We start from the raw sequence: 21,622 nt of genomic DNA on the forward strand, positions 1-21,622 counted from the left end.
AAGGTATTAAGGGTCTTCACGCAGTCTGCTTGTTGCAGATTAACACTGTAAACACCTAATTATTTAACGTTACGCTATCAATTAGTATCGGCACGCTCTTATAAACAATTAGCTTATAAACTCTGAGCCTATAAACAAATAACCCACGGGCGCTAAACACGCACCGTGGGTTATCAAGAGGTAGCCAGCGATTACATATAATCGCGGATTAACACCTCAGCGATTTGAATGCTGTTCGTTGCTGCACCCTTACGTACGTTGTCAGAAACCACCCACATATTTAAACCATTAGGATGGCTGATATCATTTCGTACACGGCCAACAAACACGTCGTCTTTGCCACTTGCATCGCCTACCTGGGTAGGAAATTCATTCGCTTCAGCTTTCAAAACGATACCGGGCGCATTAGCTAATAATGCTTTAGCATCTTGTGCATCAATTGGCGTGCGCGTTTCAATATGAATCGCTTCGCCATGACCATAAAATACAGGCACACGAACTGCCGTTGCGTTTACGCGAATGCTCTCATCCCCTAAAATTTTCTGAGTCTCCCAGACCATTTTCATTTCTTCTTTGGTGTAATCGTTATCTAAAAACACATCAATTTGTGGAATAACGTTAAACGCGATTTGACGACTAAATACGTCTGGCTTTGCTTCTTGACCATTTAACAGTGCCGCGGTTTGTTTCGCGAGCTCGTCGATAGATTCTTTACCACCACCCGATACCGACTGATAAGTACAAACATTAATACGCTCTATGCCAACCGCATCATGAATGGGTTTCAATGCAACCATCATCTGAATAGTTGAACAGTTTGGGTTAGCAATAATGTTACGGTTACGAAAATCGGCTAAAGCGTGCGGGTTAACTTCAGGCACTACCAGTGGAATATCTGCTTCATAACGATAGTGAGACGTATTGTCGATCACAACACAACCTGCTTCAGCCGCTATAGGAGCGAACTTTTCAGAAACACTGCCACCAGCTGAAAAGAAACCTAATTGTACTAAGCTCCAGTCAAAGGTGTCTGCGTCTAACACGGTAATCTCTTCACCTTTAAACGTCACCTTACCTCCTGCTGAGCGTGAACTCGCTAATGGATAAAGTTTGTTGACCGGAAATCCTCGTTGCTGAAGAATTTCTATCATATGTTGTCCTACTAAACCTGTAGCACCCAACACGGCGACATCAAAAGACCGAGACATGTAGCATAACTCCTAAAAAGTGAATGTTTGTTTATATATTATTTACGGTTAAATCCGAGAGCGTAGATTGCCTCTGATTCAGGATAATTTCCAGCATTTACGCTTAGTGCAGCGAATTCTCTTCGAATAGAATAGTTTTTTCGGATATATCTAAATTGATCCGGCTGATGAATGCTCTCTTTAAACAGTTTTGAATCATTACGAATGTCGTACACACTGAGCACCAATGCACTAAATAGCGCTTGCCCGCGCAACGTTTCGTCAACACGAATACTATCAGGCTGCGGAACAGGCAAATAGTCGCTAAGTTTTTTGCTTGGGGACAAACCGAACTGCTTGCACACCTGTTGATAAAGCATTTCGGTACCCCGAGCTTTCCCTTCAACGGTATGCCCAGCAATGTGGGCAGTGGCAAGCGCAATATAAGGTACCAGCGCTTGGTCAATATTCGGTTCATTTTCCCACACATCTAACACAACGTTTAGCTTTTTTCCGGCTTCGAAGTTGGCTAATAGTGATTTATTATCAACAACTTCACCGCGACAGGCATTAATTAACAATTGCGTTTCAGTAAGCATTTCTAAACGCTTAGCGTCGAACATATGGGCCGTATTGTATTTGCCTCCTTCAATTAAAGGAACATGTAAACTGATTATGTCACATTGCATAATTTGCGACATATCAACGAAATCACGTGAGTCACCGGCATCATCTAACGGCGGATCACATAACAAATGTTGTATCCCTAAGGCCGTTAATTTGGCACTTAAGCTAGTACCCACATGCCCAACACCAACAATACCGACAGTTTTTTCGCTTAACTGCCAGTCTAGTTTCTCAGCCATGACGTATAGCGCACTTAATACGTATTCAGCAACCGCAACGGCATTACAACCTGCTGCAGAATGAAGACCTAACCCTCGGCTACGTATATAATTCGCATCCAAATGGTTGGTGCCAGCCGTCGCGGTACCCACGTAACGAATGTTGTGATTCAAATCCAATAGCTGCGCATTGACCTTTGTGGTCGAACGTACCAACAACACATCAGCATCGGCAACAAGGTCTGCATCAACGTCTTTATGAGAAAAAACGTGGCATTCGCCTAATTCAGAAAAAAATTCGTCCGCGTAGGGCAAGCTATCTTCATAATAAATTTTCAATTGGCTCTATCCCTAACTTTAACGCTAAAGCGCCGCATCAGCGCCCAAAAAAAGAGCGCAAGTATGCCACGGTGAATCCATAACCGAAATGCCCTGCAGCGACTTTTTATCGTCAATGACGAATGGTCTAATCACTTGATGACTAAACCAAGTTCATATTTTGAGATGTCGTTAGGTGCCCATGTTAGATTTGCTACCCAATAACAGGAAGCTAACGAGATAGAAATCAGCTATTTACGCGCACAAATGCTTGGTATAACGCAGTGACTTTTTTAGGGGCTTCAAGTTGAGGGTAGTGCCCTACATCTAAGGCGTGCGTAGTTGCTTGCGGCAAAAGTATATTGAACTGGGTCAACATGTGCTGGCCAGATATAGGATCATGTACCCCATTTATAAAACACTGGGCAACCTGTGTATGCTGCATCGCGTTTATCCATCGCAAATTATGTACCTTACGCTCGTCTATATACGTAAGTAAACATGGTAATACTCGCCTCCCCTGTTTATGTTCTAGCAATCCATATAGCACGTCGATATGCGAAGCTTTAGGCTGACTATTAGGTCCAAAAATCTTACTGAAGCTTTGCTGTAAACTACGCTGACTCATAAAGCGTGCGATGAATGGCCCGATTGGGCTTTTAAGCAATTTCTGGGTCAATAAGGGTCGATGATAATCCGCAAACAGCCCACCATTTAGGTAACAAACGCTTTGAATATCAACGCTTGTTAGCTTATCAAAATGCCGAGTTAACAACTCTTGCGCAACCGAATCACCATAATCGTGGCAAAGAATATGACATTGCTTTATGCCCAACTGACCTAGTAGAGCCTCGATTACATCAGCTTGCTCTAACAAGCTGTAATTATGTACGTGGGGCTTATCCGATAAGCCGAAGCCCAGTAAATCAAAACTTAGCAAGCGATAATCTTTGCGTAACGTTTTCCACTGACCGTGCCAATCCCAAGCGGCACTGGGGAAACCATGGATCATGACAATCCAAGGCGCCTCGCTTTTAGCGGCAGTCTCATCTTGAGCAGTCCAATAGGCAATCTTATATTCGCCTACCTCAGCGTAGTTTGCGCTTTGCTGATACTGCTCGATACTGGGAAAGGCGCTCATTATTGATCATAACCTGAGTTAGTACGATCGAGTTTACGCAAAATACCAGGCCAAGCTAATGCGCCTCCCGCAGAGCGAGTCACTTGGTTCGCCTGGGCTTTTATCCCTGCTAAAATTTTCTCAGGAATGTAGACCAGCTCTTGCGCTGATGCTTGTGCTTGGAGTTGAATTTCACAGGTTCGTTGCATTAAGAACATACCTAAAAATGCATCCGCAATCGTACCAGCACATGTCAACAAACCATGGTTACGTAGAATCATAAAGTTGGTTGTACCTAAATCCGCTACCAAGCGCTTTTTCTCGTCAGGGTTCAAAGCAACGCCTTCGTAATCGTGATAGGACAATGAAGAAAGTACAAATAATGATTGCTGACTCAACGGTAACAAGCCTACTTTTTGAGTAGACACAGCAATCCCCGCAGTTGTATGCAAATGCATAACACATTGCGCATCTTCTCGCGCTTCGTGCACAGCACTATGAATAACAAAGCCGGCTGGATTAACGTCATACTCTGATTCCATCACCTTGTTGCCTTGCAAATCAACTTTTACCAAGCTCGACGCAGTGACTTCATCAAACATCATACCGTAAGGGTTGATTAAAAAGTGATGCTCAGGTCCTGGGATGCGAGCCGAAATGTGGGTAAAAACTAAATCGTCCCAGCCGTAATAGGCCACCATGCGATATGCTGCCGCTAAATCAATTCTTGTTTTCCATTCCTGCTCGCTTACTTGTTGTTTAACTGACTGCATAAATTCACTTCTATTGATTGTTAATCTTGTGTCAACAATTTAGTCTACCTCTACCTTACAAACTGTCGTCAATACGACAATCATCCGATAATACCTATGCAACTTGATACTTTACGTCCTATTCTGAGCCATAGTCCGTGGTTTAAATCTCTTCCTCAGGACGTTATTGAGCAACTCGTCAATGCGGCAAAATTAAAACGCGTCGATGCCGGCCAACTTGTCTATCAGAAACATGATTTAGGTGATGGCTTATATTGTGTTATGTCAGGAAAAGTACGTCTTAGCAATGTGACGCTTGAAGGTAAAGAACTCATACTCACTTGGATGCAGCCAGGTAATTGGTTTGGTGAAATATCATTATTCGATGGATTACCTCGCGCTCATGACGCACATGCAGACGAGCCATGCGAACTGCTCAAAATATCCAGTCTCGATTTCAAAATACTTCTCAAGCAACGTCCTGACCTTTACCCGCATTTTATGCGCTTGTTATGTCAGCGAATTCGCACCACGTTTGCTTTTATCGATGAGACAGGCAGTTTATCTCTCAAGGGAAAATTATGTGGACGCATACTATTGCTAGCGGAAGGTTTAGAACATCAAGCATCTGTTGAAAAAGGCGCAAGTTTACGAATTTCTCAAGAATCTTTGGCGTTAATGCTACACAGCTCTCGTCAAACAGTAAATAAACTGCTTCAAGAACTGCAACAGCAAGCTGTTATTAAGATTCATTATGGCCAGCTATATATATTAGATCACGCAAAGCTAAAGACCTTGTGCCAGATATAATTTCATTTTTCCATAAGACATTCACAACAAAGTACCTCGCCAGACTGCGAATTAACTGACATCTTCGTTGCTGCGACAATTTGTCGCGTTTTCAACGTTGCTTGTACTTTATATACTCGGACGCAAATCACGTAACATTCAGATAGATAATGCAAATTTCATCCTCTATGTCGTCATCCTGCTTGTACTCTTTTTCTCCTATTGCGCTGGCCTTCAGTAGTATTTTCTCACTTGCTATACACGCCGAAGAACCTATTGAGGTAGTGGAGGTCAGTGGCCATCAACAAAAAAACGCTAACCAATTCGGCTCAGTTGATGACTTGTTAAAACAACAAGGTGTCGATTTCTCTGCAGCGGGGGGCATGTCAAGCCTACCCGTACTAAACGGTATGATGGGGGACCGAGTGAAAGTGTTGATTGATGGTGCAGATATCACAGCGTCTTGTGCCAATCACATGAACCCGCCGCTGTCGTATGTCTCAGCGAATCAAGTACAAGTATTAAATGTGGTCGCGGGAATAAGTCCTGTGAGCGCAGGTGGCGACAACATTGCAGGCGTTATAAGCGTAAACGAGATCGCAGCTTTGTATATAGAGGGTAACGATATACGATGGCATTCAGGTTACGCATCGGCCCAATACCGCAGTAATAGTCAAGCAAATTCGATTGGCTTCGGTGCTCGTATGGCAAACCAATATTTTAGCCTTGATTACCAAGGTGCATATGAAGATGCTGAAAGTTACGAAGATGGTCATGGTGACAAGGTATTGGACTCGTTATACCGAGCACAAAACCATGCGCTGACAGCTGCAATAAAAGACGATAAACAACAACTTGCCATTAAGCTTACCCATCAGAATATTCCGTTTCAGGGATTTCCAAATCAGTATATGGATATGACGGATAACAAAAGTTACGGCATTACCAGTTTATATCAGCGCCAACTAGATGACGGCAAATTTGAAGCCCAAGTCAACTGGCACGGCGTTAAACATGAGATGGGATTTTTCAGTGATGAAAAAACCGGCATGATGCCCATGAAAACAGATGCCGATGACTACAGTTATCGGCTGAACTGGCAGTTTATTACCAGTAAAAATAATACTGTTAACGTTGGCCATGAATACTTTGATTATCAGCTGGATGATTGGTGGCCTGCTATAGAAGATTCAATGATGATGGGACCTAACGATTACCTCAATATTAATGGTGGAGAGCGTCAACGAATGGCTGTTTTTGCCGAAACAACCCAATTACTGAGTTCCAGTTGGTGGTTATCAGCAGGGATTCGTCTAGAACATGTCAGCACGAATACCGGTGAAGTACAGGCCTATACCGAGGACTCATCAATGAGTATGGATATGAGCTCTATGAGTATGTCTATGGATTCTGACATGCCCATAAGCACATTAAACAATAACGATGCGGCAGATATCTTCAATGCAATGAGTAGAAAACGCAGCGACACATTGCTCGATGCGACGCTTAGTGCTCGCTACCTGATTGATGCTAATCAACAAATAGAGTTTGGCTTCGCCCGTAAAAATCGCGCACCTAACTTGTACGAGCGTTACAGTTGGGGGGTCAGTACAATGGCCACCACCATGATAGGATGGTTCGGTGATGGTAACGGCTATATTGGTAATCCAAACCTCGCCCCTGAAACAGCCCACACCCTAAGCGCAACATATATTGACTCTGGAATAAATAATGATTGGCAGCTTAGTGCAAACCTCTGGTACACATCGGTAAAAGATTACATTGATGCCCAAGTTATTGATTCATTTAACAATACCTCGGTTGATATAGGTAAGCGAAATATCCTGCAATTTACCAACGTAGATGCAACCTTGTATGGGGTTAAACTGGCCGGCTCACTGCAACTAAGTGATTCTGAGACGTGGGGACAATGGCAATTAAACGCAGATATCAGCAGTACACGTGGAAAACGAGATAATAATAACGGAGACTTATACCAAATCGTACCTCTTAAATCGGCAGTAAGTATCGAACATCAATCGGGTGATTGGCAAAACTCGGTTGAATGGCAATGGGTGGCAAGTAAAAAAGACATTGATGACCGACGCTTAGAAAACACCACTAAAAGCTACCATTTAGTTAATTTGCACAGCAAACTTAATTGGCAGGACGTTACATTATCATTTGCTATCAACAATGTGCTTAACGCTTACTATGAATTACCCATGGGTGGCGTAAGCATTGCTGAATATAAAATGGACACCAGCCAAGGGTTTAACCAATTAGCGGGTGCGGGGCGGTCTGTTAACATTGGCGTAAGTTACGCATTCTAGTATTGTTTTGCTCTTTAGCTAAGAGAGAGTAGAAAATGTTGTTACTAATAGCAATGGCATTCAAACGCCAATTACGCTTAAACCCTTGGTTAATGCTAATCTTGTTAACCTTGGAAGTCATCGGCATTAATATTCTGATCGCACTCAATGGCGCCGCAAGTAATCCGTATAATGCTGTTTTGCTGGTGCCCTTGGTATTGGCATTTATGTTACTTCCCTTAGCGCATGCCGGTGGGTTGTTACTATTAAGTATCATCGCACAGATAATACAAGTGCTATTGCTACCCGAGCAAGGCCATCATCAAGGGATGATGCAAGCGCATTCTTATGCCATGGTTGGCAGTTTTATTTTAACCAGTCTACTTATCGCCATCGTGGTGTGCTACTTCCATTATCAAATTGCCAATCGTGACGGTACGTTGCAGAAACTACGAGAGCGTCAACTGCGAGACGAGCAACTACTAGCGATAGGCACCGCTGCAGCGCAGTTAACACACGATGTAGCGACACCGGCTCAATCTATCCGTCTGTTATTAGAAGAAGGCGAAGAACAACAGCGTTCACAAGAATGGCTTCATGCTTTAGATCTACAATTTCAACGCATTGAGCAACAATTACGTAATTGGCGAGAAGTCGCCGATGATGTGCGGGAACAACGCTTACATCGATATAAGGTAAACGAACTGACCCATTCGCTGCGCCAATTGCTGCAAATTTCTCGACCAGAAGCAGAAATACATTGGCAATCACAACACGAAGACGCGTTACACTTCATTTTAGCTGATCGCACGCTACTACCAGCCCTTACTAGTGTCATCATTAACGCTTGCGAAGCTGCATTAAAAAGTACATGCAAACGTGTACTGGTAAACACAAGAATAAGTCGAATGGGTTGGTATTTACAAATAGACAACCAAGGAAAGAGCTTACCAGCGGACACTCTAGCATCCTTAGGAAGTCAGTTTTTACCCAGTCATCAAGGCCACGGTATCGGCGCAGTTTTAACCAATGCCACCATTGAGAAATTTTCAGGGGAAGTAAACTGGCAATATAATGAGGGCACTATGACAACAACAGTGTATCTACCTTTGGACAGCGGCTATGCATAACCTGATATTGATTGATGATGATAATGCGTTTTTAACTGTCTTGCAGCGTCGCTTACAACAAACGGGTTTCTTTAGCGTAAGTACCTACACCAATGTCAACGACGCCTTAGCAGAACCCAAATCGACAACCCACGGTATACTGCTCGACATGATGTTAGGCAGTGAATCAGGGCTCGACAGTATCGTCGCCCTAAATAATCATTATCAACCGACCCATCTGATTATGCTGACCGGTTACGCCAGCATTGCCACAACGGTTGAAGCAATGCGACGAGGCGCAACAGACTACATAACTAAGCCTGTGGGTTTCCAAGAACTGGTGCAGCGCTTTCAAGATGTGTCACCCTCGAAAAATGTTCCGCTAGCCAAACCGATGACTCCAGCCCAAGTAGAATGGGAGCACATTCAGCGAGTATTGCTTAGCCACCATGGTAATGTCAGTGCTACAGCAGAAGCCTTAGGCATGCATAGGCGTAGCCTACAGCGAAAACTGCAAAAATTTTCCCCCAGTAAAAATTAACAACTACCTAAGCATGGTAAAAAATAAAACAACTCGCTTGCTTTGCCCGTCGTTGACCATTGTGTCCACATTATGGTTGAACATGACCAGTCCTTGCGTAAATATCCCATGAATTTGCTGGGTGTGTAAGCTAACAAGCAGACCAACATTCACAACGAGCGTTAACCAAAATATGACTCTGAACGGCACTTTCTGAGTTTTGTGGCGTAATCGCTGCTGCGCGATAATCGCGCCAGGCCAACCGCCAAATAAAGCCAACAGGTGCAATGTTTGTTCCGGTACCCGCCAATTCCCTTTGATTGCAGCAACCTTATCTTTTTTGTAAAAAACATAGGCGCTTAAACTTAGCAGAGCGTAAAGCAGGCCCAACATGAGCGGCGTCATGCCGAGTCCGTAAGACCCTGCTAAACCGAAAATTAATAAATAAATCCAAATGTAGTGATGATTCAAACGTATCTCTTTTAGTAGACAAAATCGGTTTAGCGCAGATAAAAGCTCAATAAAATTCATATCAATGTCTAATATGAAATTTTAACTAGGCGAGTAAAATTACCCTATAAGATTTAGTCAATACATCATGTAATGTCACAATATGCTGGTTTACAGACCAGATAAAACAAAACTTGGGTGCATTTTACTTACCTTAATCGCGGTTAAAAGTGAATACATGCAAAGGTTAATCAAGGACACTATAGTACATGAAAAATAGCCACTCACTCTTTCAATTAATCATGACTTTCAGTCTATTTTTCCCATCACTACTTGTGCAGGCGGATGCGTTTGATACGTCACTGTTAGGTGAGAATAGCCGCTGGGCAATCGATGCATCAGCAAGAGTGAACCGCAATACCCAAAGCAAAAATAATGCGTATACCTATGCATTGGGGTTAGATGTCCATAAAGTCTTTAGTCAAAGCAACAGAGATATCGGTACACTGGTTTTTCAACCTTACCTCGTTAAATTGAATAACGTCAAATCGCCTTCTTTTTACTTCGATGATGGGGATGATACCGAGCTTACTTGGCGAATTGCCAACTTCAACTACACCGCTCTTACACAAGGTAAGTTAAATATCAGGTTAGGCCATTTTGAAATTCCTTATGGCTTAGAATATCAAGTGGATACCAACGGTACATTGCGTCAATTAACGTTTGGTGATCGAGGTATCAAAGCCGATTGGGGTTTATCTGTAAACGGCATCCTTCCCTATTTAGAATATGAGGTAGCGCTGACTCGCGGGTCGGGTAATGAAATATCAAGCACCCATAACCCGCATATTTTTTCAGGTCGTATAGGCACCCCTAGTCAAAAAAATCTTACTGGCGGACTATCGTGGTTTTACGGAGACGTTTTGACAGGTGCCGGGGTAATAGAACGCAAAAAGTTAGGAATCGATGCCTCCTATTTCCTTTATCAATGGCAGTTTATGTTTGAGTCGTCAATTGGCCAAACCGCAGGGAATAATACCCGCAACAGCTTTGCCGAAGTGTCTTGGATGAATGCCAAAGAACAGTTAAAAAGCTATTTACAGCTTGGCTACCAGGATATAAAACAGATCGATCAAACCGATTCAGCTAGCTATTGGGTTGTTGGGGTTCAGTGGCAAAATACCAACGGGCTGGACATAAGCGCACAATTCAAACATAAATTGAATGCATCGCCTACACTCAATACGGATCCTAACTTAAGTATACAACTGAGATATAGATTGTGATGATAGGCATTAACCCTCCCTTTGTAGCGCAATACCTCAAGTTATCGGTATTATTATTGGTGCTCGTTTCGTTTCACAGCAACGCGGCTTTTTGTTCATTACGCGACCCCGTATCTGCCATTCAAGCCTTGTACACGCAAGACTATCAATTCCGTACTGTGGTAAGTGACGTGACTGAAGCGGATAGAGAACAATTAAAACAATTGTTACCTTTTACTATCCACCAAAGCGAAGTGAGTAAGCATACTCTATATGTTTTATACAATGACGACCAACCTCAGGGCTTTTTACAAGCTCGTTCTGAATGGGCAAAATGGGGGTTGGTGGAGATAGCGTGGGCGATTAATTTAGATAGAAGCCTTAAAGGCTTCTATTTTCAACGTTGCCGAAGCCCCCAATGCAATGAAACCGTTTTGGCAAGTATTAACCAAGCGCTAGGCGGCAAGTCATTCGCGCAAGTAAGAGGTTTATTAAGTGATGACGGAAAAGCACTTTCACCGCAAGGCCTTGCAGCCTTCCCCATAGCACCAAATTTGGCTTTATTGACCCTTCACTCTGCACTGAAAACGCTAGCGATAACGGATATCAGCTGGAAAAAAGAAATTCACCATTTATCTGTAAGTCAATAGGCAGCAAGTGAATGAGAATAAGAAGCTATTTAGCCCTATTAGTATGTGCCTGTTTATTGGGTGCTTACGTTTTGGAACAAGTCTTAGCCTACCGTTTCACCAGTGTGCAAACCTTGGCAGAAGAGCATAGCAATAGCTTATTGTGGCAAAAAGACTTACAACGAATTGAAAATACAGCCTCTCAATTTTTAATCTCATCGGATTTAGTCATAGGCTCGGGCAATACTTATCTTATTTTTGGGGCCAAAAATATGGGCGAGCATCTAACAATTGAACTCGACCTAATGCAAGCTAACAGCCCGTTTTCCACATTAACATCAAAAATTCATGAATCCTTAACATTGGTTAGTAGCATCAATGGCGTATTGGATATTATTGCCGACCTTCCCCCAACAAAATTGCAACAAAGCCTTAGTAAATTATTAATTCAATACGACCCTATCAGCCTTGCACTTTCGCGGAATATTCAATTTCTAACGCAGCAAACCAGTATTATGGTGCAAACAGAAGCGCAGTTTCTACAAGATGAAAAGAAACGAATGGAGAAAATAAGCTGGATAACCAGAATAGTTTTTTTCCTGATGATTATTGCATTATGGTGGTGGGCCAATACGCGTATATGTAAACCACTAAATGGCTTAATTTACTCTTCCCACCGAGCCTTATCGGGTCACGATTTTGAAGCTACTGATCGAGCGCCTACAGAAATAATTGAGTTGAGTAACGACTTCAAACATTTAACCGAAACCCTATTTCATCAAGCCTCTCACGACCCCCTCACTGAGCTACAAAATAGGCGCGCATTTGAGCGTAATCTCAACGAGATTATTCATGATCGGCAACATAATTACTTTCTTTGCTTCATTGACTTAGATTATTTTAAAACAATCAATGACACATGTGGTCACGCCGCAGGTGATGAAATATTGGTCAGCGTTGCGCGTATTTTAAAAAACAATGTGCGGGGCCATGATATCGTTGCTAGATTGGGTGGTGACGAATTTGCGGTTTTAATCAAAGACTGTCCTTTTGATAAAGCGCTGAAAATCGCCACTAACATCAAAGATAATATCCGTCGCTTAACCTACCACTGGGAGGGTGAAACGTTTCATTTGAGCGCCAGTATAGGTGTTGCCACCAAAATGCCTTATAGCTCCACTACAGAGTTATTAAATTCAGCCGATGTGGCCTGCGGACTAGCGAAGAATGCTGGACGTAATACAGTACATCTATATGACGCCACTAATGAACAAAGCCACAATAAGCGCGAAGATATATTGTCTGTGCATCAAATCAATAACGCTCTCGATAACAATCATTTCATTCTCTATAAACAAGACATCGCCGCATTACAGAATTCGAATGCCGGTCAGTATTTTGAAATTTTATTACGTATGAAGTGCCCAAAAGGTGACATTATAGGCCCAGTTAATTTTTTGCCAATTGCCGAGCGTTATCGACTCACTAGCAAAATTGACAGCTGGGTCGTTAATGCGGTGTTTCAACATTTTCTCAGTCGCAAAGAACAGCTTGACGGTATTCAAACCATTTCCATCAACTTGTCGGGGCACTCAATGAATGATGGAGAATTAGAAAAGTTCATTATTGAAAAAATTGCGAATGGAAATATTCCTGCTGAAAAATTCTGTTTCGAAATCACCGAAACACTAGCAATTACCAATATCAAACGAGCCCGTCAGTTTATGGATAACATCAAGGCACTAGGGTGTAGTTTTGCCTTGGATGATTTCGGCAGTGGACATTCGTCTTATACAAATATTCGAGAACTTCCCACCGAAAAAATAAAAATTGCGGGATCATTCATCTCTGGCATGATGGAAAATCCGTTAGATTACACCACGGTAAAATCTATATGTGATCTTGCTAAAGCGGCTAATCAAGAAGTGATAGCTAAATTTGTGGAAGATAAAAAAACCATGGAAGCACTAACAAAACTAGGGGTAGATTACGCACAGGGTTACTACTTTTGCCAACCCACTGAGCTTGTGTAATTGGCGTTTCAATTTAAATTTTCGTCTATTGCTAATAATCATAACAATAGAAAATGGCATGAAAAAGCCGCGACATAAATAATGTGGCGGCCCAGGGATAGTACGACAGTTCACTAGGCTGTCATTTCATTAGTCGTCATAAACAGGCAAAAAGTTTAATCGAATTAAAAATTTATTTTTAAACGCTATTTTATTAATTCTTTGTAAGCAGCGGGTTGGAAGTAATTTTACCTATTAGAATTATAATTAAATTGGCCAATCAACGAAATATCAATGTTTTTCAGCGATTTACTTTTTGAATATAGCTCTGTTACATTTAGACTGATACAGAATCCAGTTTGGCGCAATAGCCCAAATTACCCATATTGAGTTGGTCAAGCTACGTTCAGGCTCACTCAAAACACACAACCAAGAGAGCATTATGTCTAATAGTACTTTTCGACTCATTACCAGAAGCGATTTCGACGGCTTAGTGTGCGCCGCTTTGCTTAAAGATATGAACATGATTGACGACATTAAATTTGTTCATCCAAAAGATATGCAAGACGGCAAGATTGAAGTGGGACCACGTGATATTCTGACTAACTTACCTTACGTGGAAGGTTGTCACATGTGTTTCGATCATCACCACAGCGAAGCAGTTCGCAATAAGGCATACAACAACCACGTAATTGACCCAGACGCCCCTTCTGCGGCTCGCGTTGTCTTTGACCACTATGGCGGCAAAAATAAATTCCCTAAGATTTCTGATGAACTAATGGCCGCGGTTGATAAAGGCGATTCAGCAGCTTTCAACCAAGAAGAAGTACTTGATCCGCAAGGTTGGGATCTAATGAATTTCTTAATGGATGCCCGTACTGGCCTAGGTCGCTTTAGAGAATTTACCATATCAAATTATAACTTGATGATGAAATTGATTGATTGCTGTTTGGATCTTAGCGTTGATGAGATCATTCAACTACCTGATGTTCAAGAACGGATTAAAATCTACCAAGAACATCGTTCTTTGGCCATTGAACAAATAAAGCGCTGCGCGACAGTAAAAAACAACTTGGTGATCCTCGACCTAAAAGATGAAGACCCGATTTATGCTACCAATCGCTTTATGATTTATGCACTTTTTCCGGAGTGTAATATCTCCATCCACAAGATGTGGGGCTTTCAAAAACAAAACGTTGTATTGGCTATCGGTAAGTCTATCTTGAATAAAACCTCGAACACCAATATTGGTGAACTTTGTTTGCAATATGATGGCGGTGGGCATGAAAATGCCGGAACTTGCCAAGTTGCAACAGTTCAAGCAGAAACAGTATTGCACCAGATAACACAAAAAATTAACCAAGACGGATAACGAAAATACGAATAAGACAAAGCCGCATTGATATAAAGCAGTGCGGTTTTTTATTTAGGCTTGCATTTTCAAACCAATTTCTTCTAGTAAATCAAAGATCCCCGTTTCATCTACTGTTATTTCACTATCCTCCTGAAGCTTCGTTTTCGAGTAACGCGCTTGTGTATAGGTATCGCAATTTGCATAAATATCATCGTCGATATGGAAAGGATCATTGTGTAATGATAATGGTTGAGGATGCATCGCTAACCATAACTGAGCACTTCGAATACCATCACTATGTAGGATATCAGTGGCAGTATCGGCCAAAGGCCAGTCCTGCTCGTGAGCTTGCAGATGCTTCTCAGGGTAATAAGATTGAACATCAGTCAGTGCTTGGAGTTCAGGCTCACTTGCTTGACCAATATGGGGGCGCGCCAGAACATCTTGTTGTAACATCGCCAGCAACAAGGAGAACTTAGCGCCTTGATTAGATGCACGATTAAGTAACCCGCTGAATTCAATATCCCGCGTAGTAGTATTAACCGTTTGACTACTTTGTGTTGATTGAGTCTGCTGCAAACCTTTACTACCAATAAACAACCCACCCAACGGCGAGCGTGTTTAAAATGATTGATTAATTAGGTTATCGCAGAAAAAACGTTTTGCTTTAGGGGGAATAACGTAGGTATACGACTATAGGGAATAAGGAGCGATTTACATCCGCTATTTAACAGAGTGCTCAGGCATCCGCTGATGCCTGAGTTTCAAATGCTATATTCCTCAAATTAACGTTTCGGCACCAGCAGAGCAGGATCTAACCGTACGCTCATCCAATTCATTCGCCAATCTAGATGGGCACCCGTAACACGTCCTGTGGCACCAATTTCAGCCACGGCTTGACCTTGTTTGATTTGGTCTCCCGCTTTAACAAGACCTTTGCTCAAATGCAAAAAGGTAGAAGACACACCTAATCCATGATCGATTATCATTGTGCCTCCAGAGTAGTACATATCCGGCACAAAAAGAGTCACCACGCCATCTGCAGGGGCATAAACCGTTGTCCCCGTTGGCGCTGCTACATCAACACCATAATGAGGTCGTTTAGGTTGCCCATTGAGTACGCGCTGGCTGCCATATACTCCACTGATAGGGCCTTGTGCTGGCCAAATAAAGTCTTGAGCAAAATCGCTGCGAGAATCACGACGTGCTCTGGCCTGAGCGACCTGTATATTATCTCGCTTAATTCTGTCGAGTACTTCTTTTGGCGGCGAAACCATTTTACTGGGCAAACCTTCGATGCGTTGAATATCGTACGTTCTGGGTGTTAACGTAAGGCTTTTCTCATGGCTTTCACCTTGAGGATCTCGCCATTTAATATGATGATCCAATTCTTCATCTCGACCAAAACCGAATGCAAAACTGCCATCTTGGCCGATAAGAATAGTTTTACCGTCTAACCAAATTTCACTACCTGATGGTGCACTGCCTCTAATTAAGCTACCTTGAGTAAGCTCCCCGCGCAGTTCTAACATTTCAGCTTGGGCGCCAACCATAAACATCAGGTTCACAAAAGCGCCAAAAAAGAACTTACGCATAAGCGATCGCCCCTTTGCCGACGCCCTCAAATGCATATACTTTGAATTCGCTTTCAGGTTCAAGGCGTTTTTGTTCATTTGCAATATATTGCGCTAAACATTCAACGGTAGTGTCAGTATCAACCATTTCGGTTTCTGCTTTTGGAATAGCCAATTCAAACCATCCCTGTGACGATTCATAGCCAAACAAATAATGCCCACTAAAATTAACGTCACTGTTAGCGAAATTAACCTTGTCCGGCCCGACTAAATCTTCATTTGATCCCACGTAGATATCGCACCAACGCTCAGACCAATACTGCTGCCATTCATTACTTTCATGTTGATTTTCAATAATCGTAATTTTCGAACGATGACCATGGGCAATACGCTGACAATTTCCGTCGTGCTTTTTCAAGCCATGGGTATAGTGGTAATAAGGTGTACTAATCACTTCAGCGCGTAGGGTCAGTTCAAGACCAGCGACGTTTTCAGGCAAATGAGTGGCGATCACTTGCTTTAAATATTGGCTCACAGAAGACATGGTCACATGCTTTGAATAGATAAAACCATACGCTTCAGATGGGCAATTAAGGTGAATTGAACGGCCGTCAGGACGCATAAAATCAACACTTACCCGATCATTTTTTTCGTCCCGCAAAATATGACTATATTCATGCTCTACGGGAATAAGCAATTTGTGATCGACATATTCGTCAATCAAATATTTTAGCTGTTTTTTAACCTTTGAAAAATCGAGCACCATGCTCTCTTCATTTAAATCGCCATCTAAAACGACATCGACTATCCAACTTTCACCAACCATGCCGCGTTTTGGGCATAGGTATGAGAAATCCATAACGGTTAAATCGTTAACGAATAATTGCATAAAACAGACTGAATACCTTTGTTGAGACCACGCGCAGTATATCGCGAGTATAAAACTTTATCATGTGTTTACACCCGCAAGCGCACCTAGGCCGGTGTAGATTTAACTCAAAAACCGCTTATTTTTGCGCTTTAAGCAGTTGGTCTTTGAGATTCGGCGGAATACCTTTAATCATGAGAGTGTCTGAGCCCGCATCATAATGCACTCGTTCACCGTATAAATTTCGCTCAAAACTAAGACTGATCCCGCCTCCTTGCCCACTGAATTTTGCTAACGTTTTCAATACACTACGGTCGGCTTGAAATGTCTCTTCGATAGGTGATTCACTGTTAGCAACAAACTGATAAAAATCGTCACCATCGGGCTCTTTTGGCAATTTATCGGCTAATTCCTTAAGTTGAATATCTTCACCTGCGTCAAGCTTCTCTTTGTAATACTCAGATACAGTTTTACGTGTTGCTTGCTTTTCAGTGGCGTCCATCTGCTCAGCTGCTAAATAGTCATCTACAGAGCTAAGTAACTGTTTATTTTGCTGTTTAATATCAACCAATTCTTCACAGCCCAAGAAATGCATGAAAAAGTCTGACACCTTACGGCCCATACGTCCTTTAATAAAACTAATGTATCGATTTTGCTCAGGCGTGGTCGAAAGCTGAGTTAAATCGATGCGCACAGCAAGTTGCATTTTAGCCAGATCGAGGTGATCACTGCTGCTTAGCTCTAGATCACGATTTATTTCTACATGTTGTTTGGTATTTAAAATCGCTATCATTAGATACTCAGTAGCCAAGAACTCATAATGACTAAAAACCACAAACCCGGTTTCGATACTCGCCATATCGGTCATGGTTTTCTTAAGCATCTCGCTACTTTGTATACTGAAATCCACAAACGACTCAGGTTCACCTATCATCGCTTTGAGTTTGTCTTGAAACGGACTAACGGGCACGTCCTCATTTTCGTCATTTTGAATAGGCTCTGCGCCTTGTTCAACAAACCCGCCTACCCCTTTACCTGGCTTGGTATTAAAGGCATGGTTAATTTGCTGGGCAAGATCCTCGATTTCAGGTGTGACTGAGAAACAGCTGTCGCGCGGAACGAGTGTTAGCTGTTGTTGATCATTTATCGCAAGTTGGTGTACCACAAAGTGACGAATGAGTGCGCTCACGTTGGCTCCTTTAATTCGGTTGACGGTTTGTAAATTAAAATCCACAAACCTAATTTAATACTGTTAGGCATATTCACTGCGTTTAATTGACTATTTACACGCCCATATTGCGCATTACTCGCATTTTGAGCAGACCATTGTTACTATCTCGCCATAAACTTTGCGAGAAAAAACATGCCTCAAAACTCTAAATATTCAGACAGCCAATTTGAAGACGTTATGCACGACATCATTATTGCATTGGAAAAGCATCAAACCAGCCGAGATTTATCATTGATGGTGTTAGGTAATGTCATCACTAATATTTTCATGCAACAAGTTAACGCAAGTCAGCGCAGCGAAATGGCTGATAAGTTTACACAAGTACTTTTAAAAAGTATCAATGCTAAATAGATAAATTCATGATCTTAACAGAAACACCTAGACGTAAATTAGTCACCCAGTTAGTTACGTGGGGACATTGGTTCGCGCTTTCCAATATGATACTGGCGATTGCTATTGCCAGTGTGTATATATTTAGCTCACCATCTCCTGAAACTCCCCTGGGTATAATATACCTGCTGTCCAACTGGATCAGTCATATTGGATTTCTGACTTTCTTTGGATTTATCATTCTTATACTCCCCCTTTGCTATCTGGTACCTAATGCCAGAACGGTCAAAGCGGTTAGCGCAGTTTTAGCCGCCGTAGCCTTGGCCATGTTAGGGTTTGATGCCTTGCTATACAACAAATATGGTGTGCATTTAAGCTTTTCTACTGCTCAACTTATCCGCAGCGAGGCAAATAACGCAATTACCTTATTTAGCTGGCAGCAATGGGCGTTCTTTTTCCTTATATTTATATTCTGGTTATCAACACAACTTGTCTTAGCTAACGCCCTTTGGAAGCGAGTAGCTCGCTTGCAAAAGCGTAAATTAGCCCTGCCCATTAGCAGTTTTTTTGTCGTTTGCTTTGTTTCCAGTCATGCGCTGCATATCTGGGCTGATGCCAACTTATATCACCCTATCGTGCAGCAAGATGACTTGTTTCCACTATCTTACCCAGCAACGGCAAAAACATTGATGTCACGTTACGACTTACTCGACAAAGACAATTACGAACAACGTCGTGAGTTGCAGTTTGATGATCGAATAAGCCAGATAAATTATCCTTTATCGCCTCTCTATTGTTCGGTTTCCGCTCAGAGAAAAGTCTTGTTATTGGTTAACAATGACCCAACCGAACTAACGGCTAAAGCGAAATTACGCAGCAAAATTAGACATTATGCCGCGCAGGCTTCTATGGCCGACACCCAACGTAACTATTTATTCGGCTTACCGGCGCTCTATCATCAAGCGCTGAATAAAAAAACGCCTATTTTATTAGATTTGCCAGCGGCCCTCGGATTACAAGTCGGTATTTACGCAGTTGACTTAGAAGCAGGCAAAAAAAGTAAACCGTTTTCACAGGACTGGGAAGTGTTTAAACAAGGGGTAACCTCAGAAACAACAAACCTAGCGATTGGCTTTGTCGACACCGAGCAACTCAATAGCTTGATTCTTGACCCGCTTGTGTTACAGCGTTATCAAGTACTGGTAGTAAAAAGCGCCAAGTCTGGTGAGCACTACCTTTATAGTAATACTGAACTATATGCTGACTTTTCTAGCAGCGAAGACTTAGCGCCCACCATGCTCAATATGTTAGGTTGCAACGCCCCGACTCAGAATTACAGCACCGGTCGGGATTTAAGTCAGTCGGGCCGCGACTGGTTAGTAACCACACAAGACCGTATGGTAGTCGTTCTGCAAAATGACAAACGTATTGAGGTATCCAGTAATGGCATTAGTAAAGTATATAACGTACAAACGGGTGAAGAGCTTCCGGATGACGCAGATACACGCCTGTTAAGCCAGGCAATAAAACGCTTGAGTAGCTTTGCGGCTAAAAACTAACCCGTTATTAAAAACGCTCATAGCCTCGTACAAAAAAGCCTGCATCAGCAGGCTTTTTTGTACGTCTTGAATAATCAGTAAACATTTGGTCTTTCGAGTTTGATTTTTTATATAGCTATGGTTAGCTACCAGCATTTTTACGCAATAATCGTAATGAAAATTGCGCGCTCACGTTCGTTAGTAAATCTTTTATTCGCTGGGTATTTTGTACTGAAGTAGACCAATAATAAGGCGTCATCATCAGTAAATTCAAGCGCATATCAGATGAATCTAAGGTAAAACTAAATGTGACCGTTTCCTCATGGCATAATTCGAATCCTGCGGGTACAGGCAAAGCGGATTTATGTTCTGCAGGGGCTGCATAAACGCAAGCTTTAAGCTCTGCTAAATGTTCCGCTGCGGGATTGACCTGTAACCAAACGCCATCGTCATCCAGCACTCTTAAAATCTCTTGCTCACTGCTAGGCGCAAATACCTGAATAACACCTTGCTGACTTGCATCAGGTATAGGAATAGCAAAACTGCTTGCCACGCAAAACTCACTGGCAGAGTATTTTTTGGCGGCTTTTTGTACTGCAATTTTGGAAATATCAAGACCAGCCCCCTTCACCACAAACGAGTCTTGATGCTCATTGAGCCTTGTTAGAACATGATCGAGATAATACCCTTCCCCGCAGCCAACATCGAATAGGTTAATCAAGCGCTCCGCCGCTAGGCCTTCAATATCACTGGCCGGTACGGAACGAGAAAACTGCTCTAACACTTCTGCCATACGCTGCGCTAACGGCTGATAATATCCTTGCTCTAAAAAACTGCGCCGCGCATTCACCATCTGCTTGTTGTCACCCGGCTCTTTACTACGTTTATGTTGAGCAAGTAGTAGGTTTACATACCCTTCTTTCGCCACATCATAAGTATGTCCTGAGGCACATTTATAAGTACGTTCGACTAATGTCAAAGGCGACTGACAGGCGGGACAAATCCACATAATAATTCTCAGCTCACAAAAAAACGCAGTGTAGCAGAGTTTGCATTGAGTTTGTTTTGCTACGCTCGGCGTTTAATGCTGTTTGCGAAAAACAAACAACATTTCTGCATATATTACTAATTGCCCAAGTAATCGCTATGTAATCTGTGATGAGGTGTGATACCTAAATAAAAAAGGCATGTTACAAAGTAAAACCTAAACTACGCCGCTTTCATGATGAAGATAAATTTTATATGCCAGTATGGCTAATAAATGGATGGGCCAAAATGATGAATTCGTTGACCGATCAGCACATTGCATACATGCTATTATTGTAATTCGCATAGCCCGTAGTCGTCTGATGATAGGGAAGTGTTAAAGCGTGACTAACCGAAGCCTCGCCAGCGGCATCTATAGGCTAAAAAATATTG

General features: G+C 42.3%; 20 protein-coding genes. 10 read left to right on the forward strand and 10 right to left on the reverse strand.

Annotated features, from left to right (window positions below; genetic code table 11):
* Positions 1–191: 191 nt before the first annotated feature.
* From GQS54_RS15055 to GQS54_RS15070, 4 genes are all read right to left on the reverse strand, one after another.
* Complete coding sequence (locus GQS54_RS15055) at positions 192–1,208, reverse strand: aspartate-semialdehyde dehydrogenase (RefSeq protein ID WP_166424798.1); 1,017 nt, start codon at positions 1,206–1,208, stop codon at positions 192–194.
* A gap of 38 nt (positions 1,209–1,246) precedes the next feature.
* On the reverse strand, positions 1,247–2,371 hold the full coding sequence (locus tag GQS54_RS15060; RefSeq protein WP_166424799.1) for a 4-phosphoerythronate dehydrogenase: 1,125 nt from the start codon (positions 2,369–2,371) through the stop codon (positions 1,247–1,249).
* Positions 2,372–2,597: 226 nt separating this feature from the next.
* Positions 2,598–3,491: an alpha/beta hydrolase gene (locus tag GQS54_RS15065; protein WP_166424800.1), complete on the reverse strand. Its 894-nt coding sequence runs from the start codon at positions 3,489–3,491 to the stop codon at positions 2,598–2,600.
* A complete protein-coding gene (locus GQS54_RS15070) occupies positions 3,491–4,243 on the reverse strand; it encodes a class II aldolase/adducin family protein (RefSeq protein ID WP_166424801.1) in 753 nt (250 codons plus the stop codon). Before GQS54_RS15070 ends, GQS54_RS15065 begins: the two co-directional genes overlap by 1 nt.
* 96 nt (positions 4,244–4,339) lie before the next feature.
* On the opposite strand from GQS54_RS15070, the gene GQS54_RS15075 reads away from it, so the two are divergent.
* The 4 genes from GQS54_RS15075 to GQS54_RS15090 all read left to right on the forward strand — a co-directional run bounded on the left by GQS54_RS15075 (position 4,340) and on the right by GQS54_RS15090 (position 8,973).
* Positions 4,340–5,032: a Crp/Fnr family transcriptional regulator gene (locus tag GQS54_RS15075; RefSeq protein ID WP_166424802.1), complete on the forward strand. Its 693-nt coding sequence runs from the start codon at positions 4,340–4,342 to the stop codon at positions 5,030–5,032.
* Positions 5,033–5,181: 149 nt separating this feature from the next.
* A complete protein-coding gene (locus tag GQS54_RS15080; protein WP_166424803.1) occupies positions 5,182–7,344 on the forward strand; it encodes a TonB-dependent receptor in 2,163 nt (720 codons plus the stop codon).
* A 35-nt stretch (positions 7,345–7,379) separates the two neighbouring features.
* Positions 7,380–8,453 (forward strand): ATP-binding protein, encoded by a 1,074-nt coding sequence (locus tag GQS54_RS15085; RefSeq protein ID WP_166424804.1) that lies wholly within the window; start codon positions 7,380–7,382, stop codon positions 8,451–8,453.
* Entirely contained in the window at positions 8,446–8,973 is a 528-nt protein-coding gene (locus tag GQS54_RS15090; RefSeq protein ID WP_166424805.1) for a response regulator, read from the forward strand. Before GQS54_RS15085 ends, GQS54_RS15090 begins: the two co-directional genes overlap by 8 nt.
* Before the next feature lie 3 nt (positions 8,974–8,976).
* Here the strand turns inward: GQS54_RS15090 and GQS54_RS15095 are convergent, their stop codons facing one another.
* Positions 8,977–9,423 carry a DUF1294 domain-containing protein gene (locus GQS54_RS15095; protein WP_240919963.1) on the reverse strand — a complete coding sequence of 149 codons (447 nt, stop codon included), beginning with the start codon at positions 9,421–9,423 and terminating at the stop codon, positions 8,977–8,979.
* 248 nt (positions 9,424–9,671) lie between these two features.
* Here GQS54_RS15095 and GQS54_RS15100 point away from each other — a divergent pair, with 248 nt between their 5' ends.
* The 4 genes from GQS54_RS15100 (at position 9,672) to GQS54_RS15115 (ending at position 14,680) form a co-directional block, all read left to right on the forward strand.
* Positions 9,672–10,688: a hypothetical protein gene (locus GQS54_RS15100; RefSeq protein WP_240919964.1), complete on the forward strand. Its 1,017-nt coding sequence runs from the start codon at positions 9,672–9,674 to the stop codon at positions 10,686–10,688.
* Positions 10,688–11,317: a hypothetical protein gene (locus GQS54_RS15105; RefSeq protein ID WP_166424829.1), complete on the forward strand. Its 630-nt coding sequence runs from the start codon at positions 10,688–10,690 to the stop codon at positions 11,315–11,317. Before GQS54_RS15100 ends, GQS54_RS15105 begins: the two co-directional genes overlap by 1 nt.
* 11 nt (positions 11,318–11,328) lie before the next feature.
* Entirely contained in the window at positions 11,329–13,329 is a 2,001-nt protein-coding gene (locus GQS54_RS15110) for an EAL domain-containing protein (RefSeq protein ID WP_166424806.1), read from the forward strand.
* A gap of 421 nt (positions 13,330–13,750) precedes the next feature.
* Positions 13,751–14,680, forward strand: coding sequence for an exopolyphosphatase (locus GQS54_RS15115; protein WP_166424807.1), 930 nt, complete (start codon positions 13,751–13,753; stop codon positions 14,678–14,680).
* 54 nt (positions 14,681–14,734) lie between these two features.
* Here GQS54_RS15115 and GQS54_RS15120 read toward each other — a convergent pair whose 3' ends face one another.
* The 4 genes from GQS54_RS15120 to yejK form a co-directional block, all read right to left on the reverse strand.
* Entirely contained in the window at positions 14,735–15,241 is a 507-nt protein-coding gene (locus tag GQS54_RS15120; protein WP_166424808.1) for a VC2046/SO_2500 family protein, read from the reverse strand.
* Positions 15,242–15,447: 206 nt separating this feature from the next.
* Positions 15,448–16,257 (reverse strand): M23 family metallopeptidase, encoded by an 810-nt coding sequence (locus GQS54_RS15125; protein WP_166424809.1) that lies wholly within the window; start codon positions 16,255–16,257, stop codon positions 15,448–15,450.
* Positions 16,250–17,125 (reverse strand): 6-carboxytetrahydropterin synthase, encoded by an 876-nt coding sequence (locus GQS54_RS15130; protein WP_166424810.1) that lies wholly within the window; start codon positions 17,123–17,125, stop codon positions 16,250–16,252. The genes GQS54_RS15125 and GQS54_RS15130 overlap by 8 nt, the downstream gene beginning before the upstream one ends.
* Positions 17,126–17,243: 118 nt before the next feature.
* Complete coding sequence (gene yejK / locus GQS54_RS15135; protein ID WP_166424811.1) at positions 17,244–18,293, reverse strand: nucleoid-associated protein YejK; 1,050 nt, start codon at positions 18,291–18,293, stop codon at positions 17,244–17,246.
* Between the two features lie 174 nt (positions 18,294–18,467).
* Between yejK and GQS54_RS15140 the strand changes: the two genes are divergently transcribed.
* Together GQS54_RS15140 and GQS54_RS15145 are read left to right on the forward strand one after the other, a co-directional pair.
* A complete protein-coding gene (locus tag GQS54_RS15140) occupies positions 18,468–18,686 on the forward strand; it encodes a DUF1414 domain-containing protein (RefSeq protein WP_166424812.1) in 219 nt (72 codons plus the stop codon).
* Between the two features lie 8 nt (positions 18,687–18,694).
* The gene (locus tag GQS54_RS15145) at positions 18,695–20,224 is read left to right on the forward strand and encodes a DUF3413 domain-containing protein (RefSeq protein WP_166424813.1); all 1,530 of its coding nucleotides are present in this window, start codon (positions 18,695–18,697) and stop codon (positions 20,222–20,224) included.
* Positions 20,225–20,345: 121 nt separating this feature from the next.
* Here GQS54_RS15145 and GQS54_RS15150 read toward each other — a convergent pair whose 3' ends face one another.
* On the reverse strand, positions 20,346–21,212 hold the full coding sequence (locus GQS54_RS15150; protein WP_166424814.1) for a putative RNA methyltransferase: 867 nt from the start codon (positions 21,210–21,212) through the stop codon (positions 20,346–20,348).
* Between the last annotated feature and the right edge of the window lie 410 nt (positions 21,213–21,622).

This window comes from Paraglaciecola sp. 20A4, from assembly GCF_011378905.1.
Lineage (GTDB): Bacteria > Pseudomonadota > Gammaproteobacteria > Enterobacterales > Alteromonadaceae > Paraglaciecola.